Raw genomic sequence first — 18,228 nt, forward strand, 5'->3', positions numbered from 1 at the left:
CCAGCACATGCCATTCGAGTTAGCGCCTGCCCGCCCGCTCCTCGATGGGCCGCGGGTTCTTCCACACCGACTCGCGCGGGCCGGGCGGGTACGCCGCCGTCTTTCCGGCCCAGGCGATCACCAGTGCGGCGATGACAGGGAGGGCCGCGGCGGCCGGGACCAGCAGCGGTCCGGCCACCACCAGGGCGGCGGAGCCGTAGAGGGCGCCGATGGTGATGCCCAGCTGGATGGTCAGGACCGTGAGCCCGTTGGCGGCGTCCTTGTTCTCGCGGCCGGCACGGAGGATGGCCGACTGGTTGTAGATGCCGATGGCACCCAGACCGGCGCCCCACACCGACATCAGCACCAGGGCGAAGGCGAGGCTGCCGCCCACAAACGGCAACAGCAGCATCGAGACGGCGATCGCCGCCGTCGTGATCAGGAGCGAACGGCGCGGGTGCGAGTCGACGGTGAGCCCGGCGATCCAGATGCCCAGCAGGCCGGTGACGCCCAGGACGGTGAGGGAGAGGGTGATGGCGTAGTCGGGCAGGCCGGCGTCGCGGATGTACGGGGCGATGTAGGTGAAGAGCGCGAAGTGGGCCAGGACCAGCAGCGGCCAGGCGATGGCCACGGGCTTCACGCCGGGCTGGGCGATGGCAGCGCGCAGGGAGGGGCGGGCCTCGCCGGCGACCTGCCGGACGGACGGCAGCAGGAAGAATCCGACGACGGCGAGGAGCAGGCTGAAGCCGGCGAGGGCCAGAAACGACGCGCGCCAGCCGAGGAAGCCGCCAAGTGCGGTGCCGATTGGGGCGCCGACGGCCAGGCCCAGGCTGTTGCCGCTGAAGACGATGGCCAGGGCCTTGCCCACCTTGGCAGCCGGGACCACACGCGCGACATAGGGGGCCATGGTGGTCCAGAGCAGTCCGTGGGCCAGGCCGCCCACCAGCCGCGCGATCATGGCGGAGGTGAAGTCGGGCGCGAGGCCCACCATGGCATTGCTGAGCGCGAACGTCAGCACGAGCGCCACGAGCAGGGGGCGCTTCGGGACCTTGCCGAGCAGCCGTGCGGCGGGCACCACGGTGACCACGATGACGGCGGCGTAGGCGGCGGCGAGGTAGCCGGCCACCGGTTCGGAGACGTTCAGGCCGGTGCTGATCTGGGGGAGCAGGCCGGAGGGGAGCAGTTCGGTGGTGATGGCGGTGAAGGCGATGGTGGCCAGGACCATCATGGCGGCCAGCGGGAAACGCTGGGCGGCCGGCGCGGAAGTCGCGGAGGACATGGGGGAGTTGTTCCATTCAAGGAGGAGGGGGCTGGAACCGGGCTCTGCGGGCCGAACAATTCCTCCATAAGTTTACCGGGTGAACGAGGTTGTTACGTGCAGGTTCGGGCACCAGGAAACTCGTTCACGGGCCGTCGGCGGCGGCAGTCTTGGAGGGAAGTACGACGCCGGCTGGCAGCTTTGGGAGCTTCACTCCGGGGGGAGCGGCAAGACTAAAGCCGGACCGCTAGGGCGGGGCGCCCGGTCCGTCGAACAGCGCGCTGGTGCTGCTCTGGGGCACCACGACGTGGACGGCGTTGCGCTGGACGGTGAAGTCGGTGGGCGTGGTGGTCGCGATCTCGCCGTCGAGGTTCACCGGCAGCGGCTGGTCGGTGACCAGCCGGACGCGTCTGGTGGTCAGGTGGTACACCCGGTCGTGTTTGATGAAGCTTCCGTCCTTGAGCAACCGTGCGATGCTCACGTGCTCCCGGAGCGGGCCGGCCAGGATGGCGTAGATGTCGAGGGTGTGATCGTCGATCCCTGCCGTGGGGGAGACCGTGTTGCCGCCGCCGTAATGCCGGCCGTTGCCGACGGCCACCTGAAGCAGGTTGTCGAGCTCCATCGGCTCGTGGTCCCCGTCGGAGAACTCGAGACGGGCCCGGAACGCCTTGTGCCCGGTATAAGCGCGCAGGGTGGCAATGCCGTAGGCCAGCGGCCCGAGAAGCCGCTTCAGGCGGGGGCTGAGCGCTTCGGTAACAGCGACCGACAGGCCCACGGACGCGACGTTGAGGAATGGCTCGCCGTTGGCACGGCCGAGGTCGATGTCCACCACCTTTCCTTCCGCGACGGCAGCGCAGGCTTCGGCAATGTTGTTGGGTATCTCCAGCGTGCGGGCGAAGTCGTTGGCGGTGCCCAGCGGAAGAACGCCGAGCACAACGTTGGTGCCGGCAACGCGACCGGCGGCATAGGACACAGTCCCGTCGCCGCCGCCGACAACCACCAGGTCGTGCCCGTCCGCCAGCACCCGGTCAAACGTTCCGACCAGGTCTGCCCCCGAGTGCACATGGTGCACGGCGGAGACCGGCACGCCTGCCTTGCGCATCGTGTCCACGGCAACTTCGTGTGCCGCCCCTCGGCGTGATCCGGCGTTGATCACAACGGCGGCAGAGCGTGCGTCCCGGGCAGCTTTCATGTGGGCCATGTTAGGCGGTGGACCTGTGAACCAGCCCGCCACCGCAGCCTTCGCCTTCGCCGCCTGCTGGCCGCGCCGGAGTGGTTCAGGTTGGAAGGCCGGCCCTGATCTGGATGAGGGTGAGCTCCAACAGAGGCGTAGGGACGTTGAGGCTGCGGGCTCTGCCGGCAAGGTCGCCGAGGATGTGCTCGGCCTCCGATGGGAGCCCTGCGCTGAGGTCCCGGTACAGGGAGGAAGTGAACGCCGATCCCGGTTGAGTCAGGATACCGACCGCCTGTGCATGACCGGCGTCGGAAACGGGATGTCCTGCCGCCGCCGCCACCGCTTCGGTTTCACTGATGGCCTCCAGGATCCTGGACCGCCCGCCGGCGTCGATGATCCGTCCAACCGGCGCCCGGAACAGGCAGTTGACGATTCCTGCGGCCGCGATGAATACCCATTTCTCCCACAGGGCGCCGGCTACGTCGTCCACTACCGAGAAGTCGACGCCGGGCACGTCCAGAGCTTCGGAAACATCCGTAGGGACAGGGTTTCCGCTCAGCCCGCCCACCGTGAGGGAAGTGAGGGGCATCTGCTGGCGGACCACATCGCCGTCAAGAGTGGCGACGATCCGGGCCAGGCCGCCGAGCACCTGGCCCGGGTACAACTGCTCAAGCCGGTCCACATGGGCCATGCCGTTGAGGATGGGAATGATGCTGGTTCCCGCCCCACGAAAGCGCCAATCTCGCCGAGGACGCCCTCGAACGCGGTGGCTTTGACCGTGACGAGGATCAGGTCGAAGGTCTCTGACCCGTCCGGGGCGGTGATGGTTTTTACCGGGTGTGTCCGGTCAGCGGTGGGGGAGATGAAGCGTAACCCGTCGCGGCGAAGGACCTCCTGCTTGCGCGGACGCACCAAATAGGTGACATCCCGTCCCGCTTCCTGCAGGAGCGTGCCGAACGCCCCGCCTGTGGCTCCGGCTCCGACGACGAGTACCCGCATTGGTGCATGCCTTTCCGGGGTGGTTTTCAAGGATTGTCCGGACACAGGAGCCTGGGAACAGCAGAGGAGGCTTTGTATCCGATCTTCCAAGGCTAGAGGGTTTCAGCATGACCTTTACACCGGTGGCGAACTGGGTTCGCCACTGTTCCGGGAAGGTTGCGCCGGCGCCCCGTCAGGCGGCCTGCTGAAGCTGGCTAGCCGTTGCCCGCGCCGTTTCCGGTGTCTTCCCACATGACATCCAGATTGTGGAAGATCACGGGTCCATCGCACAGTTCCGCCATTTTGGCAGCGAACTCCGACGTTTCCGGCCGGCCGGAGTTCTCCATCGCCGACTCAAACGATTCGAAGTCGACGATGGTGAAGTAGGTGCCCGGGTGGTCCCTGTCCGCCGTGGCAACAATCCGACGGAACGTGGCCGGAGCGCTCCCATCGGTTCTTGAGGGACGGCCCAGTTCTTCAATCTCCTTGATACGGGAGGTCTTGAATTCGATGATCTGCACAAACCCGGCCATGACGGCTCCTTGACGGCGGTGGACGTTTATGCGGATCAGACTAGTCCCCGCATCGGACGGCGAACAGGGCCTGGCGTATGACGTGAGCCCTGCCACCTTATTTTGAGTAGCTCACATTAAGCCGTAAAATTGGGTATAGGCCACCGTAGCCCTTGAGTACCGCACCTTATCCCGAAACCCCACGGAGAACTCATGACTTTGCTGACCGAACGCCCCGAAACCTTCTCATCCACCACCGAAACCACCCTCAAGAACGCTACCGGGATCACTGTCGCTGACACCGCAGTGCGCGGCGGCAGCTACGTGACTCTCCCCGCCGGCAGCGTCCCCGTCGGCGTCGAGGGCAGTTATGGCACCGTCGCTGGCGGCCGAAACCTGCGCCCCGTCACCCGTGGCAGCTATGTCACAGTAGACGGCACTCCCGTTGTTGCCGCCAGCGTCATCGAGGGCAGCTACGTATCGCTTCCAACGGCGGCATAGAGCCCCAGCGCCCTGCGGGGGATAGCACCACTGCGCGGGCATAAAAGGAGGCCGACGGCGACACTGGGTGTCGTCGTCGACCTCCTTTTTCGTGCCAGTCGGCAGTTAGCCTGCCACCGCCGCCTTCGCCTCCTGTTTGGCCGCCATCCATTCGCTCAGCCACGGGGCCCGGTGGCAAGCGGCCGGGTCGTGAATTACGACGGCGGCCCGCTGGCCGGTGCGGCAGGGTTGCCGCTGTTATATGACGGCTTCGCACGGGATGGCGGAGGAGCATACGGAAACTGATTCCCACCCAGCCCAGGGGCCCTCAATCGGCGACTATTTCATTGGTGTTCCTGCCGGTTAGTGCCGCTTCAGAACGCTGCTGGATCCTCCCCGCGGCGTCCCATAGTCTGCGACGACGCCTTGGCTGCCTGACCGGCCAGTTCCTAGACGCGAGTTCTGCTGGGAAGAGGGTCTTGTCCGGTCTTTCGGCAGCGGGAAGAGCACGGCGTCGCCGGTTGATCAGCTCGCCCGCTCCGGTCCCTGGCTCCGCCGCCTGCTGGCCGCGCCGGAGTGGTTCAGGCTGGAAGGCCGGCCCTGATCTGGATGAGGGTGAGTTCCAACAGAGGCGTAGGGACGTTGAGGCTGCGGGCTCTGCCGGCGAGGTCGCCGAGGATGTGCTCGGCTTCCGAGGGGAGCCCTGCGCTGAGGTCCCGGTACAGGGAGGAAGTGAACGCGGATCCCGGTTGAGTCAGTATGCCGACCGCTTGTGCATGCCCGGCGTCGGACACGGGATGTCCTGCCGCGGCCGCCACCGCTTCGGTTTCACTGATGGCCTCCAGGATTTTGGGCCGCCCGCCGGCCTCGATGATCCGTCCAACCGGCGCCCGGAACAGGCAGTTGACGATTCCTGCGGCAGCGATGAATACCCATTTCTCCCACAGGGCGCCGGCTACGTCGTCCACTATCGAGAAGTCGACGCCGGGCACGTCCAGGGCCTCGGAGACATCCGTAGGGACAAGGTTTCCGTTGAGCCCGCCCACCGCCGGTTCCGCCAGTTCCAGTCCGGCTGGCCGGGGGAGACAAGGTGCAGGCCTTATACCTAGTCCGACGGCGTGGTGGCGACGATCCCGCCGTCGAGGTTCACCGGCAGCGGCTGCTCGGTGTCCAGCCGGTCACGTTGATCGCTGCTGTCGGCGAAACCGTGTTTGCCACCGCCGTACTGCCGGCCGTTGCTGGAGCTCGAGGCGGGCGCGGAAGGGCTCGTGGTTGGCCCGGCCTAGGACGTGCAAGTCTGGCTCTGCTTAGAGAACGATGCCGAGGAGAAGTCCCCTAGCTGCAACGGTCTCAATCACCGGTCGACGTTCCCAAACGAACGCCCGCCATTTACCGCCGCCTCCCAGCTCGAGGCGATGACCGCGGCACGCCGTTGAGTTTAGATTCCCGCTTCGACCAGCGCCCGCACGAGTGCCGCACCTACGACGACCCGATCCTCCGCATCGATCAGTTCTCCATCGACCTCCACCTGGCGGACGGGGAGGAACTCCGCACCTGTGGCGCCGTGCGCCCGACAAATAGCGTGAAAGCGGTTCGAAGCGTCGGCATCCTGGGGCGCTGCCAATTGGAAGCCTTCTTCGACACACCGGATGCCGCCGCCGCTCCGCGAGAGCTGAAGCCATCGCGGCGCCGTCTCGTAACCTCGAAACCAAGGGTCGTTGATTCGGTCCTCGACCGCGCTGGCGCGATAGATCGCGAGTAGGAAGGGGTCTCGGTAGTAGGCGCTTCCCGTCAACGAGGCGGTGCGGAGCATGCACATCGAGTAGCCCCAAATCCCCCTAATGGGTCGGTGCTCGCCGTAGTAGATCCCCGTTTCGCCTTCGCGCATTGCCGGGTAGGCGACCAAGTAATAGCGCCAGTCGAGCCTGCCTGATGCGTGACGGGAGGTGACGAACTCAGCGGCAGCGCGCTCCAGGCTGCTCAGCGTGGGTTCGTCCGAGGCGGAGACCTCGTCAAGTAGGGCGGCAAGTGCCGAACGCAGTTCGCCGTTTCTCCCGCGGCCGGAGTGGGAGAACACTTCCCGCCATCGCGACGCCTGGTTCGCCGCGCGTGTTCCGAATTGTCTGACACGCCCGCTGCCGAGGTCGAAGCCATAGTCACCTTTGGCGAGCAGTGCGGCAGCGAAGAGTCCCCACGCATCCGGTTCGGTAACGCGTACGAATTCATTGGCGCGCGCCGGAAGCGTTGCTGATTCTAGATCGAACGCGAAGATTCGCCCGCGGAGAAGCGGATGATCTTCAAGGCGATGAATCACCACCTCGAGATCAGTGCCCTTGAACGCTTGCTTTGCCTGCTCGTCACGGACTCGATCGGGGTTGAAACCACGAAGCTCCTCGAGCGACGCGCCTCTGATTAACAGCTCGACCCCCGGAACGAGGTCGGTCATGCGAGCTTCACGGACCTCGTCATCCGCTAGGTCGATGAGGTTGCGTAAGACGCGAACCCGCGTCGCGAAATCATCGGTCCGGTACTGCCGATGGACAAGCACGGCGAGCAGGAACAGCGTCTCCGCCAAGGAGAATTGACGGTTACGCCCACGCTTAATACCATAACGACGCAAACAGGACGCAAACAGGTTGATGTCGGTGGCGTCGAAAAGCGGGACCTTTTCCTGGTCGGCTGCCGTTTGTGCGCTATCCGACTCGGCGAACACGCTCGCGAACAATTCGCGGACGTCGTCAACACCCACCCACGTGTCGAACGCGTGTTCCATGAAGTCCAGGTGCGACTCACGTCGTGGATTCGCGGGTCCGAAAGCCCGCTCCGTGCGCTGGAGCAGAGTTGCGCTTTGCATCGTCTCACCGTCCCGCCACTCACACACTTCGACAACAAACTCGAAGTACCGAAGAAACTCGTCGTCGACGATGTCGTCGCCACCGTCGAACTGCCACAGGACGTCAGTCCAGGCGCCATCGATCTTGTGAATAATGCGGTTGAACCTCTCCGCGTCGGTCCCGTCCGCGAGTAGCTTCTCGAATCGGGCCTTGAAGTTCTCGAAGCCAGTCAGCGGTTTCCCGCGGGAGTTCATCTTGATGTACAGCTCGTCCCCAGAAGGCATGTCATCGATGGGGAGGAAGTAGAACGAGACCGCCGGCCGATCCTTGGCGATCAGGCGCGACCACGCCTCCTCGAGATCGACCTGCGCTTGGCCGAGTCGATCGTGGATGGCGTCCAACATGACGAGCATCGCCTGGACCGTCGGATCGTGCCGCCATGCATATAGGTACCACGACTGGTTCGTGATCCATTCGGATGGCACGGCGAAGTCGTCGGTCAGTGGATGATGCGGGTTCACGAGCTGCCGACAGAAGAGCTCCGCTGTCGGGCGAGTCGCGTACGTCAACTTGAGGATTCCTTCCGCGTCACCCAGTCGATCGGTTCGTGCCGCGAGGTACCAGTGCAGGAGGAAGAGCGTCGTAAGGCGTTGCTGTCCGTCCAACGGCTTGAGCGCCGAGTCCTCTATCTCCCCGTAAACGAAATCGAGATCCAAGGGTTCGCCGCCGCCAACCGCCCCGATGACTGCATCAAGGAAGTCGTGTCGAATCGTCTCGACGAGTGCCCCTGTCCTACCTTGCGCGTAGTCGCGCTGGATGAGGGGGATTTCGATTCGCGCGACGCTCGGCATTTCACCCGCCGCGTCGCCGAACATCCCGGCGAATGTCGTTTTGTGTCCTTTCACGCGACGAACTCCTTTTCGTTCAACTCGGGGTCGGGCCTCAGGTACGGCTGAATCGCCGCGAGAATCGCGTCCAGATACGCCTCTCGGTCCTGAACTCCCCAGAAATGGATCTGCTGGTCGTCAGCGTCGGTGTAGTACTTCAGGAACACGTTGCGGGTGCAAGGGGGGATGTAGGAGCCCGTTTTGTCGCGACCGATGATCTCCCTCCGCTTCACTTCGAATGTCGAGTTCGACAGGGCACTGTTATCGCCGCTCGCAAGCAACGCAAGGTTGGAAATCGTATGCACGCCGTCGTCGCCATCAGCTTTCCCCTCGGTTAGCGCAGTCTCGACGAGGGCTTTGGTCTGATCGAACTGGGTGCCCACCCCGACGATCCGAGGGTCGGCGATCGCCGCGAGGACGCCATCGATTTCGGCCAAGAGGTAATTGCGTAGGTCCTCGTCGATATTCGGGACGTCGCTGATGGCGCCGCGGTGAAGCCGGAGCCATTCGGTCCACACCTTCTCGTCGCGCTTGAGGTCAAGGGCGTTCTGCGCGTGTATGTGTTCGAGCGACCAGACGCCACGTGAGTGCGCATGGAACGAGTAATGCTCCGTAGAGTCGGATCGGAGGCGGACTGTCTCCACATTCATCAGAAGGAGGACATCCGAGCATCTCGAACCCGACTTCTGGTAGTCGAGGTCAGCTACCTGGCCAGCCGTGAGGTTCAGATGCTTGGCGATGAGTTCATCGAGCACGGCCTGGAGCGCGGGCCTAGTCAGCCCGGTCACTGCTTCGAGAAGGCCCGCGAACGTGTGTTTGCGGGTCGCCACCAGGTAGCCCACCTTGTGGAAGATGTCGCGATCCTCGTACCAGCCGACGATGAGAGAATGCAGCTGAACCACGGCGTCCCAGAATGCCTGCGGGTCGTCGTCGATCACTGGCCGCAGAGTCTCGAACGTGTAGTACGGCGGCCGATGCCCGCCGGGTGGTGTGCCTCCGCGACGATCGGCGAGGGTATCCAAGATTAAGCTAATTCGCGTTGGTTCATCCTCGCTAAGCGTGGTCACGAACGACCAGACCTCCGGTACTCGGAGTTCACGTTCGAACTGGTCCCACTGAGCGGCGGTCTGCTCGCTGCGGTCAGAGAACCCCGCGCGATGCTGGAGTTTGGCGAGCAATTGAGCCTTAACGAGTTCGGCATCCGAGAGCGGGATCCGTCCAACGTTCAATCGCGTGAAGAGCGCGATGGAGTCAAGTTCCTTCGCGGCTTCATACCAGATCACTCGGACCGACTCGAAAAGGTAGTCGTAGAACCGGTTCGCGGCCCATTGCTTGCGGTGCTCGTGCTGATCGAACCATTTGTTGATGTGCGCATAGGCGGCGAAGATGTGATGGAAGTCAATGTTCTCGCGTCGGCGCTTTTCCGTCGGATTGCCCAGGAAATCTGCGCTTCCGCTTCGCGTCTCGTACTCGATCGTGAATCCTGCACCGGCGTTCTGTAGGCCCTCGCTCCGCATGTACTGGAATATGAGAAACAACGTGGTCAACCTCTGTTGGCCGTCGATCAACTCCCACCTGCCATCCCCCATCGGCTTCACCACGACTGGCTGCAGGTAGTAGGGGTCGCCGTTACTCGCCCAAATGTCGTCGAGCAAGCGCCCGACCTCCTCAGTCCCCCACCGATAGCCGCGCTGGTACGCGGGAACGAAGAATGATCCCGCGATGTCTCCGACGGCACGTCGCTCTAGTATTGCGTCCATGCACCCACCATATTCGAGTGCCGTGTCGACGAGTTGCGCGACACATTTTCATGAGTCCTGCTTAGAGATGTCGGCGTGACACGGCAGGATGATTGCATGAGCAAGCTGAATCCTGAATGGGCGATCAAAGAGATTGACCAGTTCCTCCACGTAACCGATCAGGTCGCCTACGACAATAGCGACGGCGGGGTTTTCATCATTGGAACATATACGCGCGGATCAGAGACTGAAGCATCTCAGCGCGCGCACGTAGTCGAGCAAATTCTTGATCGTGTTCTGCCGGGTTGGAGGCAAGAACGACCTGCGAAAGATCAAAGTCACGCTTGGCTCCGTGATCAAGCTTCGAGAGCCAAGGCCGCGTTACATCGGGCAGCCGAGCTGGCTGAAAACCTAGGAGATAACGCGCCAGATATGGACGCCGCCAATCTCCACCCTTGGGCGTGGGACAATGGCAGGTCCTATTGGAACACCGGCCACTATCACCAGGCTGTAATGCAGGCTGCGATCCGTATCAACGCTGAGGCTCAAGCAAAGCTGGGGCGGATGGACGTATCGGAGACGGTGCTTTTCAACGAAGCGTTCTCACTGGATGCGCCAAAAGAGGGTGCACCGCGGCTCAGGTTGATGAAGAACGACGGCGGAAGGACATATCAGAACCTTCACAGAGGTGCTCGATCCTTTGCAGACGGTCTCTACACAGCGATCCGTAATCCTGGGATGCATCAGCCTCGAGAAGGCGACGGGGGCGAAGAGCAGCTTGCTCTTGAACAGCTGGCGGCCTTCAGCCTTCTAGCACGTTGGATAGACCAAGCTGACGTCGACAACCCATGAGAACCTGACCCTCTGGGCCTCAACTAGTCCCTGCACGGCCACTATGTTATGAGTCTTGCAAGTGAGCGAACCGCGTTTGTGAACTGCTCGAAGCTCAACCGAATGTGACCATTTTGCAGGCCACGGGTGCTCCGGACGAGCTCGTTTGCTTTGAGCTCAAGCAAATCATCCGGGACGAAGCGTGGTTTGGTCTGGCTCACCCATGGCCAGCGATCTGCCTCCTGACCTCGCTCGTCGACGTAAAACTTGGGCAGTTCTTCGGGCTCTGAGGTCACTTCTACGACGGCGTAGCAATCCCTGGTTTCGGCACAGATCAGAACCAGGTCCCCAGGCTTAATGCTTGGCCGCCCCTTGCCTTTTCCTTTTTGGGGGCTGCCGAAGAACCATTCATTGCGCCACTGGTCCAACGCGGGGGCGCCGTACTCGGATTTCAACCAAAGGGTCCGCTCACCATCGCGAGCGTCCAACAAGAGTTGCTCCACAAGTGCCAGCCCGGCGACACTGTCCATGCCGCGTGAGGAAGGTCTTGCTGCCTGGGTCAGCTGCTGTGCTTGTGCGTGAAGCTCTTTGAGGTCTTCCGCAGTGATTTCGCGACTCGACCACTCCTCCATGGCCACCCTGACGGATACGACCTGGGCAACTCCCAACTCAACACCCAGCTCCACGTTTGGCGCCGCTGAGCTACCCAGTCCGGCACCGGTCAGGTTTGCCGATCCGAGGAAGCCCCGCCCGCCGACAATGAACGTCTTGGCATGCAATCTGTCTACGTGGCGAACGTTGACGCCACCGTGCATTAGTTCCGTCAAGCCATCTGTCCGCAAAAACCCGTTTGCCACGGCGCTGGGGTCAAGGCATGTAAAGAGCTGCCACTTGTACTCCGATCGGCAGGCCACCTGCGCCAACCGTCGGCAGACGTCGTAGGACAGGTAGGGACTAGCCAGCAGGACGTCTCCCTCGACGCGTTCGATGGCTTCATACAACCAGTCAGCAGCCTTGGTGTGGACTGCACCTTCATTCATCACGATGATGACCTTACGATGTACCGGCACTCAGCCCAGCATCGAACCCTGGAATTTCCAGAGTTCCTTTGTCTGCCAGCACGGATGAGTCGACCGGTTCCGAACAGAATCTTCGCCGACGGCTACATTGTGGCGCAGGTGAAGTTCCCCGGGCGCCTTTACTGGGCGATACCACCGTCTTCCAGCATTACCTCGGAAGAAAAGGTCGGTTGCTTTCGGAAATACCTGGCACGGGCTGCATCGGCAGCCACTTTTTGTCATCCGCTGGGATGGCGGCGAAAGAAGCCTTTCCCTCATTGAGGTGCGGGAAATGACCCGCGATCTCCCATATTGGCGGATCAGAAGAGTTCTGAATTATGACCACGTGCATGGGGGTTTTCGAGTCGCTCGACGGTGCAGGTGGTGTTCATGGTAGGTATCGATTCTTCCCTCTGTGGTGGATTCAAATTTTGCCATCCTGATCAGAATCCTGTTGGCATTCACCCAGTCGATGGCTAAAGCTGATTACGGTAACTGCCACCCGTGAAACCCCTCCCATCCTCATCGGCCGGGGTTTTCGCTGTCGTCTTATCGGTATCAGCTCACTTTGAGCCGTCTGCCTCCGGGCAGCTTCTCTCCCCACACCGGGTACATGTTGCCCTTGTCGCTCAGAAGCTATCGGCCAAAGCTTCAGGACACCACTGCCACGTCAATAGCGCGCCCACTAGAACGTGAGATCAACTAAGCGTCGCGAACGCGGCAAGGCTTCGCCTGGGTCTCCTGCCAGGTGTGGTGGGGACGGTCGGATACATCATTTCGGTAGATGGGTCAGTGACCGGGGCTTCCAGGCCGTCGAACTAGGCCCGAAAATCCACACCTTCAGCTGTCTCCACGGTAGAAATCATGGTGAGCGCTCCAATTTCGGTTCCATCCGCAAACAAGAAATCTTGCCAAAGTGTCTGGCCTTCAGGCTGCCAGCTTTAGGCGTGGTCCAGCCTTGGATGCCGCAAGGCTTATCCGTATGGTCGAGCGTTGGGGCGCACGACGGGCACGTGTTGTGGGTCCTTTGCCCCTCCACCTCGGCGCGCGTCAACATTCTCAGCATTTGCAATAGCGTTGTCGCTGCCGTGCCAGTCACGCACCCTTCCAAATGCCTTAGGTAGGGCGCCCAGGCGGAGTCACGGTCAACGAATTGACGCATGCTTGGACACAGTGGTAAGTGGACCTTGCGGAAGGAGAAGAGAACCAAGCAATCTCCAGAATCCAGCCAGCGATTCACTGATGCCTTCTCCTTTTGGAGCGTAGCAAGGAGCTGCTGGGTCAATTATTCGCCGCTAAGGAAGCCCAAGCGCCTCAGAAATCCTCTTGCTGGTATAACGCCTGGAATGCTGCCGCTCGCTCTCCTGAACGGTCTCTGTCATCCCGTCCATACTTTAAGTGTCGGGCTTCCCCTTAACTGGGGGAGGAGCCCTTCGAGGACGCGGCGCCCGGCTCTGTCCAGGAGCTGCCTACCCCGCCACCGCCGCCTTCGCCTCCTGCTTGGCCTTCATCCACTCGCTCAGCCACGGGGCACGGACGCTCGACGTGATCCGGCAGTCGGCCACGAAGGTTCCCTTCGCGCCGGCGTCGATCCAGTCCGTGAGCGCGGCGAGGTCCGCCAGTGAGCGGATGATCGCCGACTCGGCGCCGAGCGCGCGGGCGATGCCGCTGAAGTCCACCTCGGGGATCAGCATGGGCTTTTCGGTCAGGCCCTGGGAGCCGTACTGGTGGATTTCGGCTCCGTAGGCGGCGTCGTTGTAGATCACGACGACAGCGCTGCTCGCCGCGCCAATGAGCGATTCGAGGTCGGACAGGCCCATCAGGAAGCCGCCGTCGCCGGAGGCCAGCACCAGCGTGCGGCCGTCCTCCACTGCGCGGGCTGCCCCGACGGCGCTGGCAAGGCCCAGCCCGATGGCCTGGTAGGCGGTCCCCACCATGACCAGGTCCTGTGGCCTCGGGATGCGCCAGTACATGGGTGCCCAGCCGACGAAGTGCCCGCCGTCCTGGACCACCGTGCGGCGCTCCGGCAGCACCGCATCCAGTGCCGTGGCAAGGGAGCGCGGGTCCAGCCGGCCGTCCGGGGTCTCGTCGGAGCCTGGGTGGGGGGCCGCTCCTTCGGCCAGCCGCCTGCGGGCTTCTGCGCGCCAGGCTTCTGCGCGGCCGGCGTCCGGTGAGGCCGGGCCGTCCAGCATACGCAGGATGTGTCCCGCAGCAGACTTCACGTCCGCGCTGACGAACGTGTCCACCCGGGGGTGCGTCGGCTGCAGGGCGGTGTCGATCTGGATGACGGTGCTGTCCGGGCCGAGCAGGTGCCCGAACCGCATGGTGAAGGGGCTCAGGCTTGCCCCGGCCACGAGGACCACGTCAGCCTCACCCATGAGCCCGGCCGCGGTGTCCGCGCCGAAGCCGCCCGCGACGCCGAGGTATCCCTCGCCTTGGAGGAGGTTGAGCGCCAGGGCGGTTCCGGCGGTCAGCGCGCCCAGGCGGTCGGCGAGCTCCCGGAGCTCCGGGCCGGCTCCGGCGAGATGCGCACCGCGGCCGGCGAGGATCAGCGGCCGCTTCGCCCCGGCGAGCAGGCGGGCTACCTGCCCAAGGCCGCCGTCGACGTCGTCCGTCACCTTAGGTGCGTGCGGCGCCGGAAGGTCCTCGTCCGCCGCCTCGAGTGCCGCGAGGTCGCAGGGAATGGCAATGACGACGGCGGTGCGTCTGGTGAGTGCGTACTCCACCGCCTGCTGCGTGATGGAGCCTGCGGCGTCGCGGGTGACGGTGAAGGTCGCCGCGCCGAGGGCCGCTGCGATGGCCGCCTGGTCCACGTCCTGAGGCCGGGCGCCGCTGCTAGGAGCGTCCCCGGTGACCAGCACGACGGGGATCTGGGCCTGGACCGCCTCTGCGAGGGCGGTGAGCGCATTGGTGTAGCCGGGACCGTAGGTCGTGGTGCCCGCGGCCAGACGTCCTGAGGCCCGGTAGTAGGCGTCGGCCGCGGCGATGGCGGCGCCTTCATGGCGGACGGGGGAGAAGCGGAGGCCCAGCTTTTCCGCGGCGTCCAGGAAGTAGACGTTTCCGTTGCCCATGACGCCGAATACATCGCTGAGGTAGCTGCTGAGAACCTGCGCCACGCGGCCGGAGACGGTAAGTGAAGTCATGCAGGAAGCTTGTGGGATGGTCAGCAGATAGGCAAGAGAGTCGAATTCGATTGGGATATTTGGCAAGAGAAGCAGCCAGAAGTGAAAATATGCGCAGATATGGTGTGCGTCACCCACGTTTAGTTAGAAGGGCGGGATTCCTGCTCCGAGAGCCGGCTTAGGAGGCCGTCGTAGCGGGGCGGCATGAGTTCCAGCACGGAAATGGCCGTGCTGGTCCGTTGGATCCCCTCGATTTCCAGGATCTGGTTGGTGATGCGGTAGAGATCGGCCGTGCTGCGGGCCACCACCTTGGCCATGAGGTCCGCGTCCCCGGTGGTGGCGTGCACCTCGATGACCTCTGGAATCGCGGCGAGCCCGTCTTCCACCGCACCTGTCCGGGTCTGGCTGATGGACAGTGAGAGGAAAGCCATGAGGTCATAGCCAAGCGCGGCGGGATCTAGTCTCCGGCTGAAGGAGCGGAGGGCGCCGCTGCGCTCGAGCCGTGCCAGCCGGGCGTGGACCGTGTTCCGTGCGACGCCGAGCGTCCGCGAGAGTGCCAGGGCGCTGGCTTCCGGATCCTTGTCGAGGGCCAGGATGATCCTGCCGTCGAGCGAATCCACGGTGCGAGGGTTCGGGATGGTCATATTTTCACCACAGACAGTAGAAGTTGAGCAGAAGTCCCAATGGGTTGAGCGTATCTTGCATTGTGGGCCGGGTCACAACATGATCGTTCCTCATGACCCGTGATCAGCTCCTGACCGCACCGGACACCGCGCTTCCCACCCTTCGCGGCGCTGTGTCCGGCCTCCCGCCCTACGTCCCGGGCCGGCGCAGCGCCGGCTTGGACATCGCAGCGCTCGCCAGCAACGAAAGCCACTACGAACCGCTGCCCGCTGCCGCCGCCGCGGTGGCGGCGGCAGCCGGTACGATGAACCGCTACCCTGACTCGGCCGCCGTCGAACTCCGTGAACGGATTGCGCAACACCTCGGCGTCACGGCCGGAGAGGTCGCGGTGGGCCCCGGCAGCGTCGGCGTCCTCCAGCAGATCATCACCGGCCTGTGCGACGCTGGCGATGAAGTGATCTTCGCGTGGCGCTCCTTCGAGGCCTACCCCCTCCTGGTTGAGCTGGCAGGCGCCCGGCCGGTCCGCATCCCGCTGGACGACGTGGAGGGCCACGACCTCGATGCCATGGCCGCGGCCGTCACTGCCCGCACGAAGGTGATCCTGCTCTGCACCCCCAACAATCCGACCGGCGTGCCTATCAGCCATGAACGGATCGAGGCCTTCCTGCAATCCGTCCGCTCCGACATCCTCGTGGTGATCGACGAGGCCTATGTGGAATACGCCGAAGCGGGCAGCGGCCCAGATTCCCTGGCCCTCTACCGCCGGTACCCGAACGTCTGCATCCTGCGCACCTTCTCGAAGGCCTACGGACTCGCCGGCCTGCGCGTGGGATACGCCGTGGCGGCGCCGGGCATCGCCGAGGGACTGCGCCGGACAGCCCTTCCCTTCTCGGTGAGCGCGCTGGCCCAGAAGGCGGCCGTCGCCTCGCTCGACGCCGTGGAGGAGATGGAAGCCCGGGTCGCCGCGGTCAGGCAGGAGCGTGCACGGATGGCCGCGCAGCTGGAAGCCCGGGGCTGGAAACTGCAGGCGAGCCAGGGCAACTTCCTGTGGATCCGTGCGGATGACGATCTCTGCGCGAGGCTGGTGGACGCGTTTGACCGCGCGGGCATCCTGGTCCGGGCGTACCAAGGGGACGGTGTGCGGATCACCGTTGCCGGCCCCGCCTCCAACGATCGCGTGCTCCGGCTTCTGGAAGCCCACGCAGCCTGAAAAACCGACTGACCTGAAACCCCAATCCGTTCCACCTACAACCAGAGGACTCCCCATGGAACAACAGACAATGACGTCTGGCCGCGCACTGGGCGCCGCACTCAAACCCCGCCAGCTGACCATGATGGGGCTCGGAAGCGCCATCGGAGCGGGCCTCTTCATCGGCTCCGGCGCCGGCATCCAGGCCGCCGGCCCGGCCGTGCTGATCTCCTACCTCGTGGCCGGCACCCTCATCATCCTGGTGATGTGGGCCCTCGGCGAGATGGCCGCCGCCAATCCGGACAGCGGTGCCTTCTCCGTCTATACCGCCAAGGCCTACGGGCCGGTGGCCGGCGCCACGGTGGGCTGGCTCTGGTGGCTGCAGCTGGTGGTGGTCATCGCGGCCGAAGCGCTCGGTGCGGCAGGCCTGCTGTCCACCATCTTCCCCGCCCTCCCGGTGTGGCTGATGGCCTTCGTGTTCATCGTGGTGCTCACCGCTGTGAACCTCACCAGCGTGAAGAACTTCGGCGAGTTCGAGTTCTGGTTCGCTTTGCTCAAGGTGGCAGCAATCGTCGGGTTCCTCCTGGTGGGCGCTGCCCTGCTCTTCGGCTGGCTGCCGGGCGTGCAGTCGCCGGGCCTGGCCAACTTCACCGGCGACGGATTCGCGCCCGATGGCTTCGCCGGGATCGCCACGGCACTCTTCGTGGTGGCGTTCGCGTTCGGCGGCACCGAGATCGTGTCCGTGGCGGCAGCTGAGACCGCCGAGCCTGCCCGCAGCGTGCGGACAGCGGTCCGGACGGTGCTGTGGCGCATCCTGGTCTTCTACATCGGTGCGATCTTCGTTATCGCAGCTGTGGTTCCCGTGGGTTCGGCAGGGCTGAAGAGCCCGTTCGCCGCAGTGCTGGAGGCCGCCGGCATGCCGGGCGCCGCCACCGCCATCACTCTGGTGGCCGTCGCAGCATTGCTCTCCGCCCTCAACGCCAACCTCTACGGTGCCTCCCGGATGGCGTTCTCCCTCGCCGAGCGGGGTGAAGCGCCGCGGCTGCTCGCTTCCGTGTCCAAGGCCCGGGTCCCGGTGGTCGCAGTCCTGGCCAGCGTCGCTTTCGGCGTTGTCACGGTTGTGCTGGAGCTGGCTTTCCCCGAGCAGGTCCTTCCCGTCCTGCTCAACATCGTGGGCTCGACCTGCCTGCTCGTGTGGACGTCCGCGCTGCTCGCCCAGCTCGCGCTGCGCCTCCGCGCCGACCGCGAAGGGACGGAGCTTCCGCTGAGGATGCCCGGCTTCCCCTGGCTCACGGGCATGGGTCTGGTAATTCTTGCGGCGATCTTCACGGTGGGATTCATCGGCGAGGATTCCCGTCCCCAGCTCCTGAGCACCTTCGCACTCGTGGCGCTTCTGGCGGTGGGGTGCTGGGTGCACCACCGGAAACGGGACAGCCAGCCGCGAGTCGAATCTCCGGAGGGTGACAAGCAGCCGGCGCTTGTCGACTGAACCAGGTGCGGTGAACCACTTCGTGGGGGTTCGCAGGAACGATGGGCGCGTCCGGCTTGGTCGGCCGCGCCCAT

General features: G+C 64.1%; 14 protein-coding genes and 1 pseudogene. 4 read left to right on the plus strand and 11 right to left on the minus strand.

Going from position 1 to position 18,228, the window contains the following annotated elements:
* Window positions 1-19 precede the first annotated feature (19 nt).
* The 5 genes and pseudogenes from NIBR502772_RS07460 to NIBR502772_RS07475 form a co-directional block, all read right to left on the minus strand.
* The gene (locus NIBR502772_RS07460; protein ID WP_141139700.1) at window positions 20-1,258 is read right to left on the minus strand and encodes an MFS transporter; all 1,239 of its coding nucleotides are present in this window, start codon (window positions 1,256-1,258) and stop codon (window positions 20-22) included.
* 226 nt (window positions 1,259-1,484) lie between these two features.
* Window positions 1,485-2,429, minus strand: coding sequence for a lipid kinase (locus tag NIBR502772_RS07465; protein WP_141139701.1), 945 nt, complete (start codon window positions 2,427-2,429; stop codon window positions 1,485-1,487).
* Between the two features lie 85 nt (window positions 2,430-2,514).
* The gene (locus tag NIBR502772_RS07470) at window positions 2,515-3,102 is read right to left on the minus strand and encodes a ketopantoate reductase family protein (RefSeq protein ID WP_246848724.1); all 588 of its coding nucleotides are present in this window, start codon (window positions 3,100-3,102) and stop codon (window positions 2,515-2,517) included.
* An 89-nt stretch (window positions 3,103-3,191) separates the two neighbouring features.
* Window positions 3,192-3,410, minus strand: a pseudogene (locus NIBR502772_RS22705) (2-dehydropantoate 2-reductase N-terminal domain-containing protein); the annotation flags it as partial.
* 194 nt (window positions 3,411-3,604) lie between these two features.
* Entirely contained in the window at window positions 3,605-3,922 is a 318-nt protein-coding gene (locus NIBR502772_RS07475) for a hypothetical protein (RefSeq protein WP_141139702.1), read from the minus strand.
* 192 nt (window positions 3,923-4,114) lie between these two features.
* On the opposite strand from NIBR502772_RS07475, the gene NIBR502772_RS07480 reads away from it, so the two are divergent.
* Entirely contained in the window at window positions 4,115-4,402 is a 288-nt protein-coding gene (locus NIBR502772_RS07480) for a hypothetical protein (protein ID WP_141139703.1), read from the plus strand.
* A gap of 560 nt (window positions 4,403-4,962) precedes the next feature.
* Here NIBR502772_RS07480 and NIBR502772_RS07485 read toward each other — a convergent pair.
* The 3 genes from NIBR502772_RS07485 to NIBR502772_RS07495 form a co-directional block, all read right to left on the minus strand.
* Window positions 4,963-5,427: a ketopantoate reductase family protein gene (locus tag NIBR502772_RS07485; RefSeq protein ID WP_168223501.1), complete on the minus strand. Its 465-nt coding sequence runs from the start codon at window positions 5,425-5,427 to the stop codon at window positions 4,963-4,965.
* 392 nt (window positions 5,428-5,819) lie between these two features.
* Complete coding sequence (locus tag NIBR502772_RS07490) at window positions 5,820-8,120, minus strand: DUF262 domain-containing protein (protein ID WP_141139705.1); 2,301 nt, start codon at window positions 8,118-8,120, stop codon at window positions 5,820-5,822.
* Window positions 8,117-9,862 (minus strand): DUF262 domain-containing protein, encoded by a 1,746-nt coding sequence (locus NIBR502772_RS07495; RefSeq protein ID WP_141139706.1) that lies wholly within the window; start codon window positions 9,860-9,862, stop codon window positions 8,117-8,119. The genes NIBR502772_RS07490 and NIBR502772_RS07495 overlap by 4 nt, the downstream gene beginning before the upstream one ends.
* Before the next feature lie 96 nt (window positions 9,863-9,958).
* On the opposite strand from NIBR502772_RS07495, the gene NIBR502772_RS07500 reads away from it, so the two are divergent.
* Window positions 9,959-10,693 carry a TIGR02391 family protein gene (locus NIBR502772_RS07500; RefSeq protein WP_141139707.1) on the plus strand — a complete coding sequence of 245 codons (735 nt, stop codon included), beginning with the start codon at window positions 9,959-9,961 and terminating at the stop codon, window positions 10,691-10,693.
* Window positions 10,694-10,734: 41 nt separating this feature from the next.
* Here NIBR502772_RS07500 and NIBR502772_RS07505 read toward each other — a convergent pair whose 3' ends face one another.
* From NIBR502772_RS07505 to NIBR502772_RS07515, 3 genes are all read right to left on the minus strand, one after another.
* The gene (locus tag NIBR502772_RS07505) at window positions 10,735-11,715 is read right to left on the minus strand and encodes a hypothetical protein (RefSeq protein WP_141139708.1); all 981 of its coding nucleotides are present in this window, start codon (window positions 11,713-11,715) and stop codon (window positions 10,735-10,737) included.
* A 1,484-nt stretch (window positions 11,716-13,199) separates the two neighbouring features.
* Entirely contained in the window at window positions 13,200-14,873 is a 1,674-nt protein-coding gene (locus NIBR502772_RS07510) for a thiamine pyrophosphate-binding protein (RefSeq protein ID WP_141139709.1), read from the minus strand.
* A gap of 119 nt (window positions 14,874-14,992) precedes the next feature.
* Entirely contained in the window at window positions 14,993-15,496 is a 504-nt protein-coding gene (locus tag NIBR502772_RS07515; protein WP_141139710.1) for an Lrp/AsnC family transcriptional regulator, read from the minus strand.
* A gap of 92 nt (window positions 15,497-15,588) precedes the next feature.
* Between NIBR502772_RS07515 and hisC the strand changes: the two genes are divergently transcribed.
* Window positions 15,589-16,686 (plus strand): histidinol-phosphate transaminase, encoded by a 1,098-nt coding sequence (hisC, locus tag NIBR502772_RS07520; RefSeq protein ID WP_141139711.1) that lies wholly within the window; start codon window positions 15,589-15,591, stop codon window positions 16,684-16,686.
* Between the two features lie 55 nt (window positions 16,687-16,741).
* Window positions 16,742-18,154 carry an amino acid permease gene (locus NIBR502772_RS07525; protein WP_141139712.1) on the plus strand — a complete coding sequence of 471 codons (1,413 nt, stop codon included), beginning with the start codon at window positions 16,742-16,744 and terminating at the stop codon, window positions 18,152-18,154.
* The last annotated feature ends 74 nt before the right edge of the window (window positions 18,155-18,228 follow it).

The sequence above is a fragment of the Pseudarthrobacter sp. NIBRBAC000502772 genome (genome assembly GCF_006517235.1).
Taxonomy (GTDB): Bacteria; Actinomycetota; Actinomycetes; order Actinomycetales; family Micrococcaceae; genus Arthrobacter.

What these genes read in the sequence shown, in the direction of transcription:
- NIBR502772_RS07460 (WP_141139700.1), bottom strand. Translation starts at nt 1,258, where the DNA reads ATGTCCTCCGCGACTTCCGCGCCGGCCGCCCAGCGTTTCCCGCTGGCC.
- NIBR502772_RS07465 (WP_141139701.1), bottom strand. Translation starts at nt 2,429, where the DNA reads ATGAAAGCTGCCCGGGACGCACGCTCTGCCGCCGTTGTGATCAACGCC.
- NIBR502772_RS07470 (WP_246848724.1), bottom strand. Translation starts at nt 3,102, where the DNA reads ATGGCCCATGTGGACCGGCTTGAGCAGTTGTACCCGGGCCAGGTGCTC.
- NIBR502772_RS07475 (WP_141139702.1), bottom strand. Translation starts at nt 3,922, where the DNA reads ATGGCCGGGTTTGTGCAGATCATCGAATTCAAGACCTCCCGTATCAAG.
- NIBR502772_RS07480 (WP_141139703.1), top strand. Translation starts at nt 4,115, where the DNA reads ATGACTTTGCTGACCGAACGCCCCGAAACCTTCTCATCCACCACCGAA.
- NIBR502772_RS07495 (WP_141139706.1), bottom strand. Translation starts at nt 9,862, where the DNA reads ATGGACGCAATACTAGAGCGACGTGCCGTCGGAGACATCGCGGGATCA.
- NIBR502772_RS07500 (WP_141139707.1), top strand. Translation starts at nt 9,959, where the DNA reads ATGAGCAAGCTGAATCCTGAATGGGCGATCAAAGAGATTGACCAGTTC.
- NIBR502772_RS07510 (WP_141139709.1), bottom strand. Translation starts at nt 14,873, where the DNA reads ATGACTTCACTTACCGTCTCCGGCCGCGTGGCGCAGGTTCTCAGCAGC.
- NIBR502772_RS07515 (WP_141139710.1), bottom strand. Translation starts at nt 15,496, where the DNA reads ATGACCATCCCGAACCCTCGCACCGTGGATTCGCTCGACGGCAGGATC.
- hisC (WP_141139711.1), top strand. Translation starts at nt 15,589, where the DNA reads ATGACCCGTGATCAGCTCCTGACCGCACCGGACACCGCGCTTCCCACC.
- NIBR502772_RS07525 (WP_141139712.1), top strand. Translation starts at nt 16,742, where the DNA reads ATGGAACAACAGACAATGACGTCTGGCCGCGCACTGGGCGCCGCACTC.